The organism is Dactylosporangium sp. NPDC006015, from assembly GCF_040614215.1.
Taxonomy (GTDB): Bacteria; Actinomycetota; Actinomycetes; order Mycobacteriales; family Micromonosporaceae; genus Dactylosporangium; species Dactylosporangium maewongense.
Map to the genome: position 1 here is coordinate 95,749 of NZ_JBEXUD010000016.1, position 17,437 is coordinate 113,185.

A 17,437-nucleotide genomic window follows, 5' to 3' on the forward strand; every position below is an offset into this window, starting at 1 on the left:
CGTCACCAGGTGATGGTGGTGCCGTCGCGGTAGCCGACGCGGCGTGGGGCCACCTGTGACGGGCGCTCGACGAGGACGCAGACGTCGTCGCCGGGCCACCACCAGCCGGCGGCGCGGGCCAGGGCGGCCCACTCGTCGAGCTGCGCGTCGTCGTGTGGGCGGAACCTGGCGAGGCCCAGCTTGCGGATCGTGTCGTAGAAGCCGATCCAGGTCGCGTCCTGCTGGCCGTACCAGCAGACCGGCACCGTCCTGTGTGGACTCAGGGCGGACCGGACCGGCCAGGTGAGGCCGGCGGCGAGGGGCTCGTGCAGCGACCGTTGCAGGACCTCCAGCAGCGGGACCCCGGCCTGCAGGGCCTGTCGCGGCGGGAGGACCGGCCACGGCTTCTTCACCGCGGCGGCGAGCAGGTCGGTGTGCTCGACGGCGTCGTCGAGCGCGCCGCGCAGGCGGGCCAGGCCGGCGGCGATGTCGCCGGCCACCGGTGGTGTCCCTTGTGGACGCCGGTCGCGGACCCAGGACTGCAGGACCTCGTGCGTCGGCAGGCCGGTGAGCAGGGGCAGCGCCTGCCGTGGCGAGGCGACCCAGCGGAACACCGGCACGCGCCGGTGCTGCCGGCGGTAGAGGCCGGCGATGAGGTGTTCGGTGGTCGCCCGGTCTGCCGGGCCGGTGGACCTGCCCGCTTCGAGCCACTCGTCGCGGATCGGCTCCGCGCGATGCCACAGCTCGAGGACCCGGGTTTCACGGGCGGCGGACTGGCGGAGGGTGGGGGCAGCGGCGGAACGCCGCGCCGTGGCGGTCAACGCGCGAGGGCGGACGCGCCCTTCCGGTGAGTGCGGATCATGTCGACCATTCTGCAGGTGCACGGGCAGCGCCCGCAACCCCGTTCAGAGTTTGATGAGTCCGGCGCCGGTCGGGGTGAAGCCGCACGACTCCAGGTAGAAGCCGCTCAGGTGGTCCTCGAAGTCGACGTGGAGCCACTCGCAGCCGCCGGCGCGCGCACCCTCGACGGCCGCGGCGACGAGGCCCGTGCCGAGGCCGCGACGCCGGCCGGCGGACGAGACGACGGTGTCGAGCACGAACGCGTGGGACGCGCCGTCCCAGGCGACGTTGACGAACCCGACCAGCCGGCCTTCGGCGCGGGCGCAGACCCAGCCGAGGCTGTGCCGGTTGACCCGGGCCCACCACGCGCTGCCGGTCGGCGAATGCCCGAAACCTTCCGCGTGCAGTGCCTCGACCTCAGCGTCGGTGAACGCGCCGCGCCATGTGTACGTCACGGGCCGCACTCTACCCATATATGCTGCGTCAATGTCGTTCCGCCAGGGCACAGGACGGCTGTGTCTGGACTTCGTCCACACGCTGCGCGACCGTGGCAGCGGCACGCCGTTCGAGGGCCTCCCCGACGGTCCGGCGCTCGCGGCGTGGGTCCGGCAGTTCGGCCCGGTCGCGCCGCCGGCCGGCAGCAGCGTGCCCGCGGCGATCGTCGCCGGCGCGTGGCGCCTCCGCGAGGCCGTCCACGCGCTGGTCGTGGCCGGCGCGTCCGGGGCGCCCGCGCAGGTGCGCGACGCGGTCAACGACGCCGCGGCCCGGTCGGTGCCGGTGCCGTTTCTCGACGCCGGTGGCGCGCCGCGCTGGCAGGCCGCCGACCCGGTCACCGCGACCCTGGCCCTGGTCGCCCGCGACGCCCTGGACCTGGTCACGTCGCCCGCCGCCGCGCGGGTGCGGGCGTGCGCCGACCCGTCGTGCGCGGCGCTGTTCCTGGACGCGTCCCACACGGGCACCCGCCGCTGGTGCTCGGCCGACCCGTGCGGCAACCGCGCCCGCAAGCGCCTGGCCCGCGGCCCGTCGAACCCGGCACCGGTCAACGGCACGCCGCCGCACGCGACGGGTCTCGCTGCCCTAGCTGCACGAGCCACCCCAGCTACACGAGCTACACCAGCTACACCACGGCGCGGCGGGTGAACTCCTGCACGGTGCCGTCGAAGAGCACGTCGGACACCTGGGTCAGCAGGACCCGGACGGTGCCGGTCGCCGGGCTGTTGCTCCACGAGGTGCCGTAGCCGCCGTCCCAGCCGTACGTGCCGTCGGCGTGGACGGCCATGCCGAAGCCCCAGCCGTGCCCGCCGAGCAGCATCCCGCCGCCCTCGATCTGGGCCGGCGTCAGGCGGTTCACCGTCATCGCCCGCAGCGCCGGGCCGCCGCGCAGCAGGTGCCGGCCGAACGCCACCACGTCGTCCACAGTGGATGCCAGCCCGGCGGCGCCGTCGGGGAACGCCGGCTCGCGGGTCCAGGCCTCCGCGGTCGCCACGTCCGTCTGCCGGACGCCCTGGAAGTACACCGCCGGCAGCTCGGCGGCCCGCTCCGGCGGCAGCGAGAAGCCGGTGGAGGTCATGCCGAGCGGTTCGAACAGCCGCTCCCGCAGCGCGTCGCCGAGTGGCATCCCGGCCGCCCGCGCGACCAGCACTCCCAGGATGTGGCCGCTGGAGTTGTACGCCCAGCGCTCCCCCGGCTGGAACAGCAGCGGCAGCGAGGCGAACCGGCGCATCCACTCGTCGACGTCGAGCGGGGTCCTCGGGTCGGGCCGGACGATCGCCAGGTCCAGCGCGTCGGCGGCCCGGACGGCCGGCACCGGCGGGTTGATCGGCGGGTCGGCGGCCGGGTCGAGCAGCAGCCCGTGCCCCATGCGGTAGGTGAGCACGTCCTCGACGGTGATCGCCCGCCGGGCCGGCACCGTGTCGTCGACGTCGCCGTCGGGGCGGCGCAGCACCCGCGGGCCGGCGAGCTCCGGCAGCAGCCGGTCGACGGGCTCGTCGAGGGCGAGCAGACCGTCCTCGACCAGCGTCATCGCGGCCGCGGCGACGATCGGCTTCGTCACCGACGTCAGCCGGACCGGCGTGTCGCGGCGCATCGGCACCGCGTCGGGCCCGGTCGACGTCGAGCCGAGCACCTCGACCCGGACCGGCCCGTCGGCGCCGGCGACCGCGGCCACCAGGCCGGGCACCGCGCCACGGTCGACCAGTCCCGCCATGCTCCCGTGCAGCTCGTCCATGACCTCACCTTATGGTGTTCCCCGTGGAGACGTCCCTGACCGCAGCTGTCGACGCGTTGCGCCGGTCCGGCCTGGAGCCGGTGGTCCGCCAGGCGCCGCGCCAGTGGTCGGCGAGTCCGGTGGAGCCGGGCGCCTGGGTGCGGATGCCGGGCGAGGAGGCCTACGCGGTCGTGACCGTCGCCGACATCCGGCCCGGTGAGCGCGTCGGCGACTGGGAGCAGGTGGACGCCCTGCCGGACCCGGCGGCCGTGCTCGGCTTCACCGCCGCGTTCTACGAGCGCCGCCAGAGCGACGCGCAGCCGCTGGAGCACGGCGACCCGCTCGCGGTGCCGTCCGGCCAGTTCCACTCGGTGTTCCCCGAGGACGTCGTCGCCGCCGTCGAGGAGTGGGCGCAGTGGGAGGCGACCTGGGCCGTCGTCCCCGCCCTCGAGCCCGAGGGCCGCCGCCGGGCCCGGCTGCAGCGGCTGGCGACGTCGAAGCTGACCAGCGACCGGGTCCCCGTCGACGTGGCGCTCGACCCCGCGCTGCTGTCGGTGCTGTCGGAGCGGCAGCTGGAGGACCTCGACGAGACCGTCGCGGGGCTGTTCCTGCCCGGGATCCGGTGGTGGTTCCCGCGCGACCGGACCGGTGGCCGGCTCGCCGGTCGCGTCCAGGTGCTGCTGCGGGAGATCGTGCCGCCGGCGAAACCGGCGGGCAAGGGCATCTGGCTCGCGGTCGGCGTCGTCCCCGGCGGTGGCCTGCGGGCGGGCCTCACGCGGGTGGCCGGCGCGGCGGCACATCACCGCTGGGACCGGATGCCGCAATACTGGCAGTCCCCCGCCACCGGCGTCGACGAGCTGTGGGGCGATGCGCCCAACGCCGGCGCGGTCGTCGACGCGCTGCTGGCCGGGCACGCCATGGACGCCCTGGACATGTGCGGCGTCACCACCGACCGGGCCACCGCGCGCGTGCTGCGGGGGCTGCCGGAGAGCTTCCGGCTGCGGGAGTGGACCGACAAGTGGACCACCAACGCGACCGCCCTCATGGCCGACGCGGCCCCCTGGCGCTGGGCGGGGTCGGTCGTCGACGGGCAGCGCCCGCGGCGCCTGGAGACGCTCGGCGGGTTCGGCGCCAGCCGCCGCCCGGGCCTGTTCCTGGGCTCGGCGAGCGGGGCCGCGCACCTGACGTTCGCGCAGAGCGGCAGCCCGCTCGTGGCGCCGCGGGTGGAGTGGGAGCGCGACCTGGACTTCGACCTGGTCAGGCTCGGCCTCGTCACCCCCGGCCAGATCCCGCTGCGACGCTAGCCCCCGTTCCGGGCCCTTCTGGGCTTTCCGGGACGTTGCGGGACTTTTCGGTGTCATTCCGGTGGCGGTACGCTGCGGGGCATGACGCTGCACGAGGTCGTGCCCGGGGTGCACGCGTGGGTCCAGCCCGACGGCACGTGGTGGCTCAACAACGCGGGCGTCGTCGCCGGCGGTGACCAGGTCCTGCTGGTCGACACGTGCGCGACCGAGACCCGCACCAGGCGCTTCCTCGCCGCCGTGCACGACGCGACCGGCGGCGGCACGATCCGCCTCGCCGTCAACACGCACCTGCACGGCGACCACACGTATGGCAACAGCCTCCTGCCCGCCGCCACCGTCATCGTCGGCCACGAGCACATGCGCGAAGGGCTGCGCGTCGACCCGGTCATCGACGGCTGCCCGCCGCTGTGGCAGCCCGTCCCCGACTGGGGCGCCGTCACCCGCCGGCTCCCCGACATCACCGTGCAGGACCGGCTCACCGTCCACATCGGACAGCGTCGGGTCGACGTCGTGCACCCCGGCGGGCCCGCGCACACGACCGGCGACCTCGTCGCGTGGCTGCCCGAGGAGCGGGTCCTCTTCGCCGGCGACCTCGTCTTCAACGGGCTCACCCCGCTCGTGTTCATGGGCTCCGTCACCGGCGCGATCGCGGCCCTGGACTGGCTCGCCGCGTTCGGACCCGACCATCTCGTCCCGGGCCACGGGCCGCTGCTCACCGCCGCCGACATCGACCCCGTGTTCGACCGGATCCGCCGGTACCTGCGACTCGTCCTCGACACCGCCGACGCGGGCCTGCGGGCCGGGCTGACCCCGCTGGAGGCCGCCCGCGCCTGTGACCTCGGCGAGTTCGCGGGCTGGGCCGACGCGGAGCGGATCGTGCCCAACCTGCACCGCGCGTATGCGGACAGCCGCGGCGCCGACGTCGATCCGGTCGCCGCCCTCACCGACGCCGTCGCCTGGCTCGGCGGCCCCATGGCGACCCGCGTCTGAGGCCGTCCGCGGGTAGGCTCACTGCGATGACAGACTGGATCTTCGCCGTCATCGACCAGCTGGGGCCTGTCGGGGTCGGGCTGCTCATCGCCCTGGAGACCCTCGTCCCGCCGATCCCGTCGGAGCTGATCCTGCCCCTCGCGGGCTTCCGGGCGCGGGCCGGCGCCATGCACCCGGTGCTCGTCTGGCTGTGCGCGACCGCCGGGGCAGTCGCCGGGTCGCTGCTGCTCTACTGGCTCGGCGCCCGCCTCGGGTATGAGCGGCTGCACCGGCTCGCGGGGCGCCGCTGGTTCCTGCTCGCCGGGCAGCGCGACCTGGAGCGCGGCCGGCGGCTCTTCCAGCGGCACGGCTCCTGGTTCGTGGCCCTGTCGCGGTGCGTGCCGGTGCTGCGCAGCCTCGTGTCGATCCCGGCGGGGATCGAGCGGATGCGGCTGCCGAAGTTCGTGCTGCTGACCACCGCCGGCTCGGGCGTGTGGAACGCGCTGTTCATCGGGGCCGGCTGGATGCTCGCCGAGCGCTGGCAGCAGGTCGACCGCTTCAGTGCCCCGGCCGGCACCGCCGTCGGCGTCCTGCTCGCCGCCGGCGCGGTGACCCTCGCCGTCCGCAAGCTCCGCGCGGCCTGACGCCCTCGCCGTCGCGGGAATTTCGCCGGTACGAGCGGCGCTTGCACCTGATGGGTCCTGAGCGAACGGGAGTGACCAGTGGCGGGCAGCATCGTGGCATGCGCGGCGTGCGGCAAACGGAACCGGGTCCCGGCGGCGGCGTCGGGCAGACCCGCCTGCGGCAGCTGCGGCGCGAAGCTGCCGTGGATCGTCGACGCGGGCGACGACACGTTCGCCGAGGTCGCCGAGCGCTCGTCGACCCCCGTCCTCGTCGACCTGTGGGCGACCTGGTGCGGCCCGTGCCGCGCGGTGAGCCCCGCCCTGGAGCAGGTCGCCACCGAGCTCGCCGGCACGGTCAAGCTCGTGAAGGTCGACATCGACAAGGCCCCTGGCCTGTCCCGCCGCTTCGACGTCCGCGCCGTCCCCACCCTGATGATCGTCAAGGACGGCAAGGTCGTCGCCCGCCAGTCCGGCGCCGCCAACGCCACCGTCCTGCGCCGCTGGGTCGAGCAGTCCCTGGCCTGAGTTCCGCCGACCACCGGCCGGCAGGGTCCGGTCAGCCCTTGACGGTGAGGAGGGGGCGGAGCTCGGCGACCGGGGTGGCCACGCCCGCGGTCTCCAGGGTGCGGACGACCGGGCCGACCTCCTTGTACGCCCAGGGAGCCTCCTGTTTGAGGTCGCGGCGCCAGGCGTCGAGGATGTCGCGGCGGCCGGCGAGGGCCGGGTCGCGGTGGTTCAGCGGGGTCACCACGCGGAACTCGTCCAGGAACGCGTCGAGCTCGGCGTCGCTGCCGCGGGAGGCGGAGCCGCGCGGGACGCTGCGACCGGCGCCGTGGCAGGCGCTCTGCAGGGCGCGCGGGTTGCCGAGGCCGCGCAGCAGGTGGCTGGGGGCGCCCATCGAGCCCGGCACGATGACCGGCTCGCCCCACGGGGTCGTGTCGCCGGGGCCCGCGGCGGGGGTGGCGCCCTTGCGGTGCACGACGGTGCCGTCGGGCGAGGGCCACAGGAGGTTGTGCGGCGACTCGTACACCAGCCGCGAATCGACCTGTCCGGCGACGGCGGCGAGGCCGGCCCGCATCATCAGGGCCAGGAAGAAGCGGTTGCCGATGGCGAAGTTGGCCGCGTTGGCGAACGCCGTCAGGTACTTCCCGATGCGGGCGGAGCCCTCGTCGGTCAGCAGCATGGGCAGGATGCGGTTGCGGGGCATCGGCACGCCCCGCGGCCACAGGGCGCGGGCCTGGTCCTGGCCGGTGGAGTTGGCCTGGTGGCCGAGCGAGAGCGACCCCGTGTGCACCATGAGCACCACCCGTCCCGGGGCGAGGCCCCAGGCGTAGGCGGCCGCGCCGTCGTGGATCTCCGAGACGTACTGCAGCTCGGCGAAGTGGTTGCCGCCGCCGACACTGCCGATGATGCTGTCGTAGCTGGTGCCGCCGCCGCTGGTGATCCAGTCGTCGAAACCGGCGGCGGAGGCGACCGGGTGGCCGGCGGCGTGCAGGTTGTCCGGGGCGAGGTCATCGGGGCGGACCTGCGCCCAGGCGCCCTCCGCGCCGGACGGGACACCGGCGGACAGCAGGCCCGGCAGGCCGTCGCGGAGCAGGCCCTCGCGGTGCGCGGGGGTGAGGCCGATGCGCCGGCCGCCCTCGAAGAACAGGTGCCGCAGGTGCTGCTCGAGGCGGTCCAGGTGCGGCCGGACCCGGTCGACGGTCAGTGATGTGGCTTCGACCCGCATGCCGCAGTTGATGTCGTTGCCGACCGCCTGCGGGATGAGGGCTCCGGTCGTCTGCAGGACCGTGCCGATCGGGATCCCGGCGCCCTTGTGGAAGTCGGGGGTGCACACGACCCGGTCCAGCCGGGCGCCCATGGCGTCAAGCGTGGCCGCCGTCTCCACGACGGTGAGCAGCTCGTCGACCGCCGCGGACTCGATCGGCACGTCGGGCGCGGCGCAGATCTCCACGGGCACGCCGTGCGGGTTGGGCAGGGTCAGCCAGGAGTCGTCGGTGCGGGCGAGGCGCGGATCGGGCCGCTTGGTGGTCGACATGGTCCGCCCAGGGTAGGAAGGCGCCCCGCCCGCCGTACAACGAATTACCCGTCGAAGTTGGCCTGCTTGACGGCGAACACGTTGCGGTGCCCGACCTGCTCCTGCAGCGACCACAGCAGGTCCGCCTCGGTCGCGTCCTCCCAGTAGCTGATGCTCTCGCCGCCGCTGACCCACGCATACGTGTGTGAGCCCGCCGACGGCGTCCAGTAGTACAGCTGCTTGGCGCCGGACGAGTTGAACCACCAGCGGTTGTTGTGCGAGGCGACGCCGTTCAGCTTGTACCAGGGAAGCTGCAGCGCCTGGCTGGCCGTGGTGCTCGCGGCGAACGTGGTGGCGCCGGCGGCGAACGGGAAGCGCACCGCCCGCGGGGGCCGGTTGGGGTAGTCGGCGCAGCCGGAGGCGCACGTGTACTCGGTCATGACGATCGACCGGCTGACCCGGTCCAGCGAGATGGACGACCAGGCCAGGTTCGTGCCCGACGTGGTCGCCGCGGTGATCGTGCCGATCTGGGGCAGCACGTACGCGTAGTTGTGCGCGTAGTAGGTGGTCGCGTTCTGCCGGCCGATCTGCGCGGCGGTCCCGCCGGTGTCCGTCTTCAGGATCTTGCGCATGTCGAAGACCCGCATGCCGCGGCCGGTGTCGGCGACGTACAGGTAGTCGCCGAACCACGAGACGCCGCCGGCGTGGATCTTGATGTCCTTGAAGTCGGGGGCGGCCGTCGTGCCGGTCGGCTCGACCAGCAGGACCTTGCGGTACTTGTTGGGATACGTGGCGTCCCAGTCCACGAGCGTGATCCGGCTGCGCGAGGACGCCCCGTCGCAGCCGTCCTTGGTGTACCAGCTGACCAGGATCAGCTGGTGGCCGTCGTAGTTGCCGCTGTTGGCGGTGCCGATGGCGTCCCGGCTGGTGGTGATGCCCTGCGGGTAGTTGGTGCAGTCGTTGTCGTCGCCGGAGTCGAACGAGAAGCCGGTCTCGTAGCTGATCCCCAGCGAGTCGGTGATCCCGGTCCGGTCGTGGTTGGCGTTGTCCATGACGGTGTGCACGGCCGCGGTGCCCAGCGTGGACACCAGGGCCGAGTTCACCGCGTCGAACTGGTGGTAGTTCGCCGACAGCGTGAACTGGCCGGCGGGCAGCGTGGCCGGCGCCGCCGCGGCGGACGCGCTGGTGGTGGCGGTGACCAGCGTCGCGGCGACGGTGACTCCGGCCGCGACGACAGCAAGGACTCTCATAGACGCGTAACGATAGCCGATTTGCCGGAGTTGCGCCGTCCCGATCGAGGACGGGTGCGATCGGTTTCGGATCAGGGACGCACGGGCATCACTGAAGCAGAGCCGAGGCGGAGCGGGAGCAGGGCCGAGGCACACAGGAAGCAACGAGTTCAGGAGGAGCAATGACCGTCACTGGGATCATCACCGCGCTGATCGTCGGACTGATCGTGGGTGCGCTCGGGCGGCTCGTGGTCCCGGGCCGGCAGCACATGTCGATCCTGCTGACCATGGTCGTCGGTGTCGTCGCCGCGCTGCTGGGCACCGTCCTGGCGAACGCGATCGGCATCGCGACCGACACCCCCGGTGTCGACTGGGGCGAGCTCGTCGTGCAGGTGCTGCTCGCCGCCGTCGGTGTGGCGCTGGTGGCCGGCATCTCCGGCCGGGGCCGCCGCGCGCTCTGAGCAGACGTTCAGCGCTGGCTTCAACGGCGCCCGGCCATCGTGCCGGGCGCCGTTGCCGTATGGTCGCGGCCATGTCGAGCCTGCGGATCGGACCGGTCACCGACGACGCCACGATCGAGGACTGGCGGCTGGTGCACAACGCGGTCGTGCCGGACGCCGCGATGTCCACCGACGAGGCGCGCGAACGGGTTGGCAGGTATCTGCTGGAGGTCGCCTACGACGGTGACGTGCTGGTCGGCTGCACCACGGTCCGCCCGCCCGAGGCCGGCGGCGGGGCGTCCACGGTGATCGTCCGGGTGCTGCCGCAGTGGCGCGGTCGTGGGCTGGGTTCGGCACTGTACGAGCGGGCGATGCGCCAGGCCGCCGAGCAGGCCCCCGACGCAGTCGAGACCGTGGTCTGGGCTGCCAACACCGCCGGTGTCCGGTTCGCCGAGGCGCGCGGCTTCGCCGAGGTGGACCGCTACGAGCCCGAGCCGGGCGCCGTGCCGTACCTCACGCTGCGCCGCCCGTCCGCCTGAGCCGGGCCGGCGCCGGCTACTGGATCACGAACGTGGTGTAGTACACGTCCATGACCTCCTTCTCCTTCTTGACCGTGTAGGCCGCGACGACCTTCTCCTTGAGCTGCGCCTTGTACTTCTCGCGGCCGTCGGTGGTCAGCAGCTCCTTGGAGTCCATGTTGCTGAACAGCGAGATCGCGGCGTCCAGCGCCTTGCTGCCGTCCGGGGCCTCGGCCGCCTTGTCGGTCGCCTGCAGCGTCATCTTCAGCTTCAGGTAGTGCCCGTCGGCGAGGTTGATCGTGATCGCGTCCAGCGGCACGACGACCCCGGCCACGAGGACCTCGGCCGTCGCCTTCTTCGGCGCGAACATGAAGTACCCGCCGGCGCCACCACCGGCGAGCGCGACCAGGACGATCGCGAGGATCATGATGAGCTTCTTCTTGCCGCCCTTCTTGGGGGCTTCCTCCGTCGCCGCCTTGTCCTTCTCGTCCTTCGCCATGAAGCTCCCCCTCGTGCCTGAACGACCGCCGACCTCCGACGCTTCCTGACATCGGACCGATCGCCCGACAGGTGAGTTGCAGCCAGGTGCGGAGAGGTAGCGCCACGAGCGCACCACCGCGACGCCGGTGCGGTGCCGTGGCCGCTGGGACGCCTGTGACGGGGGCGCCGGCAACCGGCCCGGTGGGGGCGGCACCGACGTACACGGTGTGCGACGGGACGGTTGTGCGCGTGGAACACTGCGATCTTCGGGGGTCGACGTTGGAGGCAGCGGTGGACACGATGGCCAGCACACACTTGCCGGGGACCGCGGGCGAGCACCTGCTGCAGTCCCGGTTCGGGACCGTCGAGCGGGCGGAGCGGTTCTACCAGCAGCAGGTGCTGCCGGAGCTGAACGCCGACATGGTGGACTTCGTCGGCCGGCAGGAGATGATGTTCGTCGCGACGGCGAGTGCGCTCGGGCACTGCGACTGCACGTTCCGCGCCGGGCCGCCGGGGTTCGTGCAGGTGCTCGGGCCGGGACGGGTCGCTTGGCCGGAGTACCGCGGCAACGGCGTGATGGCGAGCCTCGGCAACATCGTGGAGAACCCCCACGTCGGCCTCGTCTTCGTCGACTTCCTGCGCGACGTGATCGGCCTGCACATCAACGGGCGCGCCACGATCGTGCCCGACGCCGAGATGCGCCGGGCGTTCCCCGGCCTGCCGAGCGACACCGTGCCGGGGCGCCGGGCCGAGCGGTGGGTCAACCTGCACGTCGACGAGGCGTACATCCACTGCGCGAAACACATCCCGCGGCTGCGCAAGGTCACCGCCGAGGAGCGCGCGTGGGGCACCGACGACGCGCGCCGCAAGGGCGGCGACTTCTTCCACGTGGCGGCGGAGCGCGCCGGCGCTGACCGCGGCGCCTGATCACCCCGCCCGCTCGTTCAGCTGTACGGCGTCACGGCAGCCACCAGGCCAGTAATGGTCATGCTGGCAATCTGTCCACGCCTTAGGATCGGCGGATGAGCAACCCGAGCCTGACGCAGGTCGAAGCCGAGCAAAGGGCCGCGCTGCTGGCCGTCGAGCACTACGCGATCGACATCGATCTCACCGAGCTGCCGTCAGGGCCGCGGGTGCGGTGCGTGTCGCAGGTGCGGTTCACGTGCCGCGAGCCGGGCTCGCAGAGCTTCGTCGACTGCGCCGCCGAGGTCGTCAGCGCCGAGCTCAACGGCGTCCCGCTGCCGCCCGCCGAGGACGGCCGGATCCCGTTGCCGGGCCTCGAGGCGACCAACCACCTGCGGGTCGAGACCGTACAGGCGGAGACCAAGGACGGCGAGGGCGTGCACAAGGCGGTCGACCCCGCCGACGGCGAGATCTACGTGTGGACGTCGTTCGAGCCCGACGAGGCGCACTTCGTGTGGGCGTGCTTCGACCAGCCGGACCTGAAGGCGCCGCACCAGTTCACGGTGCTCGCGCCACCACAGTGGACGGTCGTGAGCAACAGCGGCGACCCGGTCGTCACCACCGCCGGTGCCGCGCGCCGGTGGCAGTTCCCCGCGACGCCGCCGCTGTCGGTGTACAACACGGTCGTCAACGCCGGACCGTTCCACGAGGTGCGCCGCGACGTCGACGGGCACGACCTCGGGCTGCTCACCCGCCGGTCCCTCGCGGCCGTGCTGGACCGCGACGCCGACGAGCTCTTCGCGCTGACCCGGCAGGGGCTCGCCTTCTACGGCGAGGTGTTCCGGATGCCGTTCCCGCAGCGCCGGTACGACCAGGTCTTCGTCCCCGAGTTCGGCGGCGCGATGGAGAACTACGGCTGCGTCACGTGGTCCGACTCGTTCATGTACCGGTCGGCGCCCACCCCGGCGGAGCGGGAGCTGCGCGCGAAGGTGCTGCTGCACGAGATGGCGCACATGTGGTTCGGCAATATCGTCACGATGCGCTGGTGGGACGACCTGTGGCTCAACGAGGCGTTCGCCGAGTTCGCCTGCAACTGGGCGGCGGAGCGGGCGACCGAGTTCACCGACGCGTGGGCCGGCCACCTCGCCGAGGGCAAGCTCCTGGCGTACCTCGCCGACCAGGGCCCGGCGACGCACCCGATCCGCCAGCCGATCCACGACGTCGCGCAGGCGATGTCCATCTTCGACGCGATCACCTACCCGAAGGGCGCGTCGGTGCTGCACCAGCTGATGCGCTACGTCGGCGAGGCGGACTTCGAGGCCGGCATGGCCACCTACTTCGCGCGGTACGCCTGGAGCAACACCACCCTGCAGGACCTCATCGACACGCTCGGCGCGGCGAGCGGCCGGGACCTCAACGCGTGGCGGACCGGCTGGCTGGAGACCGCCGGCACCGACCGGATCACGCTGCGCCACACCGGCGACGGCTTCGTCCTGGACGCCCGCGGCCCCGACGGCCCTCCGCGCCCGCAGGTCCTGGCGGTCGGCGCGTACCGCGGCGACGGCGGCGAGCGGCTGGAGCGGACCGCCCTCGTCCAGGTCGAGATCGCCGGCCCCACGACCCCCGTCGACCTGCCCTCCGGCGCCGACCTGTACCTGGTCAACGACGAGGACCTGACCTTCGCCACGACCCGCCCCTCCCCCTTCCCGGCCGCGACGGCGCTGCCGAGCGCCATCTCCCGCGGGGTCGCCGTCGCCACCGTCTGGGACATGCTGCTCACCGGCGAGGTGTCCGCGGCGGAGGCGGTGCGCTGCCTCACCGGCGTGCTGCTCGCCGAGACGTCGGGGTCGGTCATCGAGCCGTACCTGACGCTCGCCGCCGACGTCGCCGAGCGGTGGTCGCCGGACGCCGACCGCCCATCGCTGGTCGAAGCGGTCGCCGCGACCTGCCGCAAGCTCGCCGAGCAGCCCGACCAGGCGCAGGTGGCGCTGCGTACCCTCGCCCGCACCGCCGCCGACCTCGACGAGGTCGCGTGGCTGCGCTCCCGGGCCGGCGACGACGTGGACCTGCGGTGGCGCGCCCTCGCCCGGGCGGCCGAGCTGGGCGGCACCGTCGACGCCGACATCGACGCGCTGCTCGGCGTGGACCCCGACCCCGACGCCTGGGTCCGGGCCACCGGGGTCCGCGCGGCGTCGCCCGACCCGGCGGTGAAGGAGTCCGTCTGGCAGGCCGTGGTCGTCGACCGCTCGGTGCCGATCAACGAGGTCAAGACCGTCATGGCGGCCTTCTGGCGCCCGGGCCAGGACGCGACGCTCGCACCGTTCGCCGCCAGGTACCTGGAGCTCGCGCCGCAACTGCACCGCGGCGGGATGACCCCGGCGATGGTGTTCGCAAACCGTCTCTTCCCGCTGCACGGCGTCGACGAGCCTTACCTGCGCCGCGCCGAGACCGTCACCGCCGACGCGGCACCGGTGGTCGCCAAGTACATGACCGAACGCATCGACGTCGTCCGCCGCATGCTCCACACCCGCACCACCTGACCCACCCTCCCAACCAAGGCCAACGCCCCCACTGACGCGGCAAGCCGCCCTCCGCCCCCGGAGACGGCCCCTGCCCCGGATAAATCCAGGCGCAAGCGCCCGAATTTATCCGACATTTCGCATATGTCCAACCGACTCTCGTCACCGGGGAGCCGGACCATGATCGAATGACGGATCTGGCCGCCCGGACGACCAGATCCGTCCTTCGATCTTCGAAGGAGTTCGGCATTCGTTGTCGGGGAGGTTCACGCCTCGGCGACAGTGACGCTTGTGAAGGGCGGCGTTGAAGGTACTGTCGCCGCCCCGGTTGGACTGGTGGCGGGTGGTGCGGCTGGGGCTGGCCGAGAGCGGGGCAATCCCGGCGAACGCGGCTTCACTGGGGATGCGGCCGTGAAACCAGACGGCGAGCAGGGCGACAACGGGACCGACGCCGGACAGGTCAAGCAGACCGACGACGACCGGATCCGTCCTTCGATCTTCGAAGGAGTTCGGCACTCGGCGGCGGGGCGGTTTATGCGACGGCGATGGTGACGATGTCGTGAAGAGCGACGTTGAAGGTCCTGCCGCCGCGGTTGAGATGGTGGCAGGTGGTGCGGCCGGACGCGGCAGAGAGTGGAGTGATCCCGCCGAACGCGGCTTCGCTGAGGATGCGGCCGTGGGACCAGACGGCGAGCAGAGCGACGACGGGACCGACGCCGGACAGGTCAAGCAGACCCACGACGACCGGATCCGTCCTTCGATCTTCGAACGAGTTCGGCACTCGGCGGCGGGTGGTGCACGCCGCGGCGATGGTGACAACGTCGTGGAGAGCGGTGTCGAAAGTGCTGCCGCCGCCGCGGTTGAGATGGTGACGGGCGGTGCGGCCTGAGCCTGCGGGGAATGGGGTAATCCCACCGAACGCAGCTTCGCTGGGATGCGGCCGTGAAACCAGACGGCGAGCAGGGCGACGACGGGACCGACGCCGGACAGGTCAGGTAGACCTATGCAGTCATGATCAACCAGGGCACGGAGTTGCCGGTCGTTTGACGGCGGTCCGTCTCTCCCCCGACCTTCAGGGCTGGGCCGCCGTGCACCAACCGGCCGGGTGGTCAGTCCTTGTGTTTGCGGTCCTTGCGGCGGACTATGACGCCGCCCCAAAAGGCGAAGCCCGTGACGACGATGCGGGGGGCGCCGTGGCGGCCGGCGGTGGCGGCGCCGTGGTCGAAGCCGCCCATCACGCCCATGCCGGTGACCTCGACCGCGGCGTCGTCGGGGACGATCACGTCCACGCCGCCCATGACGGCGAACGCGCGGATCTTCAGGTCGCCGTACAGGAAGCGGGCGTCGCGCAGGTCGATGGTGCCGCCGCCCCAGAATGCCAGGCAGGTGAAGAGGCGCGGCGGGATCCAGGCGCCGCGGCGGTGGAAGCCGCTCATGACCGCGACCGCGCCACTGCGCTCGGCCACGTCGCCGGGGCGCGGCGGCTGGACGCCGTCCAGGTTGACCTTGGCCGATGAGTGGGCCGGCAGGTCAGCGAGGAGCGGCTCCAGGTCGGCGTACGTGCGGGAGGCGTACACGGTGCGCAGCCGCTCGTCGAGCTCGTCCAGGTCCAGCCGGCCCTCGGCGGCGCTGGTGCGCAGGACCTCGGCGACCTGCTCCCGGTCCGCGTCGGACGCGCGGAGCTGCCGGTGGTCCACCCGCTCGGGAAGCTCGCTCATGCCGCCCAGCGTAGACGCTGCCGCGCTAATCGGGTTGCCGCCGCCGGTACCGTCGACATTGGACACCGACCGGAGGGGAGCGTCATGCCGCACGCCGAGCTGCTCGACCGCGGGCACCCCTTCCGGCAGTGGAAGTCGTGGGCGATCCCCGGCGCGGGCATCACCATGAGCGGCTACTCCCGGTCCAACGACAAGACGTTCTTCCTGCTGCCGGAGCTGAAGACGGGCGTCGACTGCGGGCTCGTCGAGGGCTGGCAGCCGGACACGGTCTTCCTGACCCACACGCACATGGACCACAGCAAGGACCTCGACTACGTCGCGGTCAAGGAGACCGGCGTCGACATCTACCTGCCGGCGGCCGCGGTCCCGTACGCGGAGGGCTACATCCGCGCGACGAGCGAGCTGAACCACAACGCCGCCTACGACCCGTCGCTCGCCCCGGCGGCGCGGCTGCACGGCGTCCGCGGCGGCGACGAGTTCAGCATCGGCAAGCGCGGCGCCCACCGGGTCAGGGTCGTCGACTGCGCGCACAAGGTGCCGTGCGTCGGCTTCGCGATCTCGTCGGTGAAGCGGGCGATCAAGCCCGAGTTCGAGGCGTTGAAGGCCGACGGCCGGCTCCTCTCCGCGAAGCGCCGCGAGGGCGTCGAGATCGACCACGAGGTGGTGACGCCGCTGGTCGCGTTCCTCGGCGACACCCGGCCCGACGTCTTCACCCGGTCGCCGTGGCTGCTGGACCACCCGGTCGTCGTCACCGAGTGCACGTTCCTCGGCGACGACCAGCTGGAGCGGGCCCGCCGCATCGGCCACACCGTGTGGAGCGAGCTGCGCCCGGTCGTCGAGGCCAACCCGGCGACCACGTTCGTGCTGACCCACTTCAGCCTGCGCCACACCGACCAGGAGATCGTCGCGTTCTTCGACAAGCAGGGCCTTCCCAACGTGCTCGCGTGGGCGCACCCGGCCAGCCGGCTGCCGGAGTCGTACCAGTAACTCCGGCAGCCGGCCGGGGTGGGTCAGTTGTTGAAGACGGCAGATCGTGCCTGCCGCCTCAGATCCAGCCGCGCCCGCGGGCGATGCGGGCCGCCTCGTGGCGGTTGGCGGCGCCGGTCTTGGTGACGGCCGAGGAGAGGTAGTTGCGGACGGTCCCCGGGGAGAGCGCGGCGCGGCGGGCTATCTCGTCGACGGGGGCGCCGTCGCCGGCCAGCCGCAGCACGTCGGCCTCGCGGGCGGTGAGGGGGCTGTCGCCGGCGCTGATGGCCTCGGCGGCGAGCTGCGGGTCGACGTACCGGCCGCCGGCGTGCACGGTGCGGACCACGGTGGCGAGGACCTCGGCGGCGACGGTCTTGGCGAGGAAACCGCGCACGCCACCGGTGAGGGCGCGCTTAAGGTGGCCGGGCAGCCCGTGACTGGTGACGATCATCGTGCGGCAGGTGGGCACCTCGGCGTGCAGGGTGGTGGCGACCGTCACGCCGTCGAGGTCGGGGAGCTGGAGGTCCAGGACGGCGACGTCCGGGTGCAGGGCGCGGGCGAGGCTGAGCGCCTCGGCGCCGGTCGCGGCCTGCGCGACGACCTCCATGTCGTCCTCGAGGCTGAGCAGCGCCGCGATCGCACCCCGGATCAGGTGCTCGTCGTCGGCCAGCAACACCCGGATCACGCGGCCACCGCCGGAGCGGCGAGCAGGAGCGGCAACGCGAC

At 72.9% G+C, this 17,437-nt stretch carries 19 protein-coding genes and 2 pseudogenes; 10 read left to right on the plus strand and 11 right to left on the minus strand.

The features are described 5' to 3' along the window. Nucleotides 1-2 precede the first annotated feature (2 nt). Both ABZ321_RS27610 and ABZ321_RS27615 read right to left on the minus strand, forming a co-directional pair. Entirely contained in the window at nucleotides 3-800 is a 798-nt protein-coding gene (locus ABZ321_RS27610) for a DUF6745 domain-containing protein (protein WP_344499402.1), read from the minus strand. Between the two features lie 84 nt (nucleotides 801-884). Next, complete coding sequence (locus tag ABZ321_RS27615) at nucleotides 885-1,274, minus strand: GNAT family N-acetyltransferase (RefSeq protein WP_354896340.1); 390 nt, start codon at nucleotides 1,272-1,274, stop codon at nucleotides 885-887. A gap of 31 nt (nucleotides 1,275-1,305) precedes the next feature. Here ABZ321_RS27615 and ABZ321_RS27620 point away from each other — a divergent pair, with 31 nt between their 5' ends. Then, nucleotides 1,306-1,959, plus strand: coding sequence for an ABATE domain-containing protein (locus ABZ321_RS27620; RefSeq protein ID WP_354896343.1), 654 nt, complete (start codon nucleotides 1,306-1,308; stop codon nucleotides 1,957-1,959). Here the strand turns inward: ABZ321_RS27620 and ABZ321_RS27625 are convergent. Next, nucleotides 1,937-3,046: a serine hydrolase domain-containing protein gene (locus ABZ321_RS27625; protein WP_354896346.1), complete on the minus strand. Its 1,110-nt coding sequence runs from the start codon at nucleotides 3,044-3,046 to the stop codon at nucleotides 1,937-1,939. The two genes, ABZ321_RS27620 and ABZ321_RS27625, sit on opposite strands and share 23 nt — an antisense overlap. A gap of 23 nt (nucleotides 3,047-3,069) precedes the next feature. On the opposite strand from ABZ321_RS27625, the gene ABZ321_RS27630 reads away from it, so the two are divergent. The 4 genes from ABZ321_RS27630 to trxA all read left to right on the plus strand — a co-directional run bounded on the left by ABZ321_RS27630 (nucleotide 3,070) and on the right by trxA (nucleotide 6,446). Further along, nucleotides 3,070-4,329, plus strand: coding sequence for a hypothetical protein (locus tag ABZ321_RS27630; protein WP_354896349.1), 1,260 nt, complete (start codon nucleotides 3,070-3,072; stop codon nucleotides 4,327-4,329). Between the two features lie 81 nt (nucleotides 4,330-4,410). Further along, complete coding sequence (locus ABZ321_RS27635) at nucleotides 4,411-5,319, plus strand: MBL fold metallo-hydrolase (protein WP_344499392.1); 909 nt, start codon at nucleotides 4,411-4,413, stop codon at nucleotides 5,317-5,319. A 26-nt stretch (nucleotides 5,320-5,345) separates the two neighbouring features. Next, nucleotides 5,346-5,942 (plus strand): DedA family protein, encoded by a 597-nt coding sequence (locus ABZ321_RS27640; RefSeq protein WP_354896353.1) that lies wholly within the window; start codon nucleotides 5,346-5,348, stop codon nucleotides 5,940-5,942. A gap of 78 nt (nucleotides 5,943-6,020) precedes the next feature. Then, nucleotides 6,021-6,446: a thioredoxin gene (gene trxA, locus ABZ321_RS27645; protein ID WP_344499388.1), complete on the plus strand. Its 426-nt coding sequence runs from the start codon at nucleotides 6,021-6,023 to the stop codon at nucleotides 6,444-6,446. Nucleotides 6,447-6,477: 31 nt separating this feature from the next. Here trxA and ABZ321_RS27650 read toward each other — a convergent pair whose 3' ends face one another. Next, nucleotides 6,478-7,959 (minus strand): RtcB family protein, encoded by a 1,482-nt coding sequence (locus ABZ321_RS27650; protein ID WP_354896356.1) that lies wholly within the window; start codon nucleotides 7,957-7,959, stop codon nucleotides 6,478-6,480. Between the two features lie 44 nt (nucleotides 7,960-8,003). Next, nucleotides 8,004-9,188 (minus strand): hypothetical protein, encoded by a 1,185-nt coding sequence (locus ABZ321_RS27655; RefSeq protein ID WP_354896359.1) that lies wholly within the window; start codon nucleotides 9,186-9,188, stop codon nucleotides 8,004-8,006. A 161-nt stretch (nucleotides 9,189-9,349) separates the two neighbouring features. Here ABZ321_RS27655 and ABZ321_RS27660 point away from each other — a divergent pair, with 161 nt between their 5' ends. Then, nucleotides 9,350-9,628, plus strand: coding sequence for a GlsB/YeaQ/YmgE family stress response membrane protein (locus tag ABZ321_RS27660; protein WP_344499382.1), 279 nt, complete (start codon nucleotides 9,350-9,352; stop codon nucleotides 9,626-9,628). Nucleotides 9,629-9,699: 71 nt separating this feature from the next. After that, nucleotides 9,700-10,146 (plus strand): GNAT family N-acetyltransferase, encoded by a 447-nt coding sequence (locus tag ABZ321_RS27665; RefSeq protein ID WP_354896362.1) that lies wholly within the window; start codon nucleotides 9,700-9,702, stop codon nucleotides 10,144-10,146. A 16-nt stretch (nucleotides 10,147-10,162) separates the two neighbouring features. Here the strand turns inward: ABZ321_RS27665 and ABZ321_RS27670 are convergent, their stop codons facing one another. Next, entirely contained in the window at nucleotides 10,163-10,624 is a 462-nt protein-coding gene (locus ABZ321_RS27670; RefSeq protein WP_344499378.1) for a flagellar basal body-associated FliL family protein, read from the minus strand. A 281-nt stretch (nucleotides 10,625-10,905) separates the two neighbouring features. Here ABZ321_RS27670 and ABZ321_RS27675 point away from each other — a divergent pair, with 281 nt between their 5' ends. Next, on the plus strand, nucleotides 10,906-11,532 hold the full coding sequence (locus ABZ321_RS27675; RefSeq protein ID WP_344499376.1) for a pyridoxamine 5'-phosphate oxidase family protein: 627 nt from the start codon (nucleotides 10,906-10,908) through the stop codon (nucleotides 11,530-11,532). A 95-nt stretch (nucleotides 11,533-11,627) separates the two neighbouring features. Further along, on the plus strand, nucleotides 11,628-14,048 hold the full coding sequence (gene pepN / locus ABZ321_RS27680) for an aminopeptidase N (protein ID WP_354896365.1): 2,421 nt from the start codon (nucleotides 11,628-11,630) through the stop codon (nucleotides 14,046-14,048). A gap of 141 nt (nucleotides 14,049-14,189) precedes the next feature. Here pepN and ABZ321_RS27685 read toward each other — a convergent pair whose 3' ends face one another. The 4 genes and pseudogenes from ABZ321_RS27685 to ABZ321_RS27700 all read right to left on the minus strand — a co-directional run bounded on the left by ABZ321_RS27685 (nucleotide 14,190) and on the right by ABZ321_RS27700 (nucleotide 15,745). Continuing rightward, on the minus strand, nucleotides 14,190-14,543 hold the full coding sequence (locus ABZ321_RS27685; protein WP_354896617.1) for a hypothetical protein: 354 nt from the start codon (nucleotides 14,541-14,543) through the stop codon (nucleotides 14,190-14,192). Between the two features lie 43 nt (nucleotides 14,544-14,586). Continuing rightward, a pseudogene (locus ABZ321_RS27690) lies at nucleotides 14,587-14,760 on the minus strand (IS110 family transposase); the annotation flags it as partial. Between the two features lie 117 nt (nucleotides 14,761-14,877). Continuing rightward, nucleotides 14,878-15,026 (minus strand): annotated as a pseudogene (locus ABZ321_RS27695) (IS110 family transposase); the annotation flags it as partial. Nucleotides 15,027-15,136: 110 nt separating this feature from the next. Beyond that, a complete protein-coding gene (locus ABZ321_RS27700) occupies nucleotides 15,137-15,745 on the minus strand; it encodes a DUF1707 domain-containing protein (protein ID WP_344499370.1) in 609 nt (202 codons plus the stop codon). An 84-nt stretch (nucleotides 15,746-15,829) separates the two neighbouring features. Between ABZ321_RS27700 and ABZ321_RS27705 the strand changes: the two genes are divergently transcribed. Then, a complete protein-coding gene (locus ABZ321_RS27705) occupies nucleotides 15,830-16,732 on the plus strand; it encodes an MBL fold metallo-hydrolase (protein WP_354896368.1) in 903 nt (300 codons plus the stop codon). A gap of 58 nt (nucleotides 16,733-16,790) precedes the next feature. Here ABZ321_RS27705 and ABZ321_RS27710 read toward each other — a convergent pair whose 3' ends face one another. Then, entirely contained in the window at nucleotides 16,791-17,396 is a 606-nt protein-coding gene (locus tag ABZ321_RS27710; RefSeq protein WP_344499366.1) for a response regulator transcription factor, read from the minus strand. Nucleotides 17,397-17,437 lie beyond the last annotated feature (41 nt).

Bases quoted from the DNA above. Each gene is read 5' to 3' on its own strand.
- ABZ321_RS27620 (WP_354896343.1), top strand. From the start codon at position 1,306: ATGTCGTTCCGCCAGGGCACAGGACGGCTGTGTCTGGACTTCGTCCAC.
- ABZ321_RS27665 (WP_354896362.1), top strand. From the start codon at position 9,700: ATGTCGAGCCTGCGGATCGGACCGGTCACCGACGACGCCACGATCGAG.
- ABZ321_RS27650 (WP_354896356.1), bottom strand. From the start codon at position 7,959: ATGTCGACCACCAAGCGGCCCGATCCGCGCCTCGCCCGCACCGACGAC.
- pepN (WP_354896365.1), top strand. From the start codon at position 11,628: ATGAGCAACCCGAGCCTGACGCAGGTCGAAGCCGAGCAAAGGGCCGCG.
- ABZ321_RS27670 (WP_344499378.1), bottom strand. From the start codon at position 10,624: ATGGCGAAGGACGAGAAGGACAAGGCGGCGACGGAGGAAGCCCCCAAG.
- ABZ321_RS27660 (WP_344499382.1), top strand. From the start codon at position 9,350: ATGACCGTCACTGGGATCATCACCGCGCTGATCGTCGGACTGATCGTG.
- ABZ321_RS27700 (WP_344499370.1), bottom strand. From the start codon at position 15,745: ATGAGCGAGCTTCCCGAGCGGGTGGACCACCGGCAGCTCCGCGCGTCC.
- ABZ321_RS27635 (WP_344499392.1), top strand. From the start codon at position 4,411: ATGACGCTGCACGAGGTCGTGCCCGGGGTGCACGCGTGGGTCCAGCCC.
- ABZ321_RS27675 (WP_344499376.1), top strand. From the start codon at position 10,906: ATGGCCAGCACACACTTGCCGGGGACCGCGGGCGAGCACCTGCTGCAG.
- ABZ321_RS27625 (WP_354896346.1), bottom strand. From the start codon at position 3,046: ATGGACGAGCTGCACGGGAGCATGGCGGGACTGGTCGACCGTGGCGCG.
- ABZ321_RS27640 (WP_354896353.1), top strand. From the start codon at position 5,346: ATGACAGACTGGATCTTCGCCGTCATCGACCAGCTGGGGCCTGTCGGG.
- ABZ321_RS27655 (WP_354896359.1), bottom strand. From the start codon at position 9,188: ATGAGAGTCCTTGCTGTCGTCGCGGCCGGAGTCACCGTCGCCGCGACG.
- ABZ321_RS27705 (WP_354896368.1), top strand. From the start codon at position 15,830: ATGCCGCACGCCGAGCTGCTCGACCGCGGGCACCCCTTCCGGCAGTGG.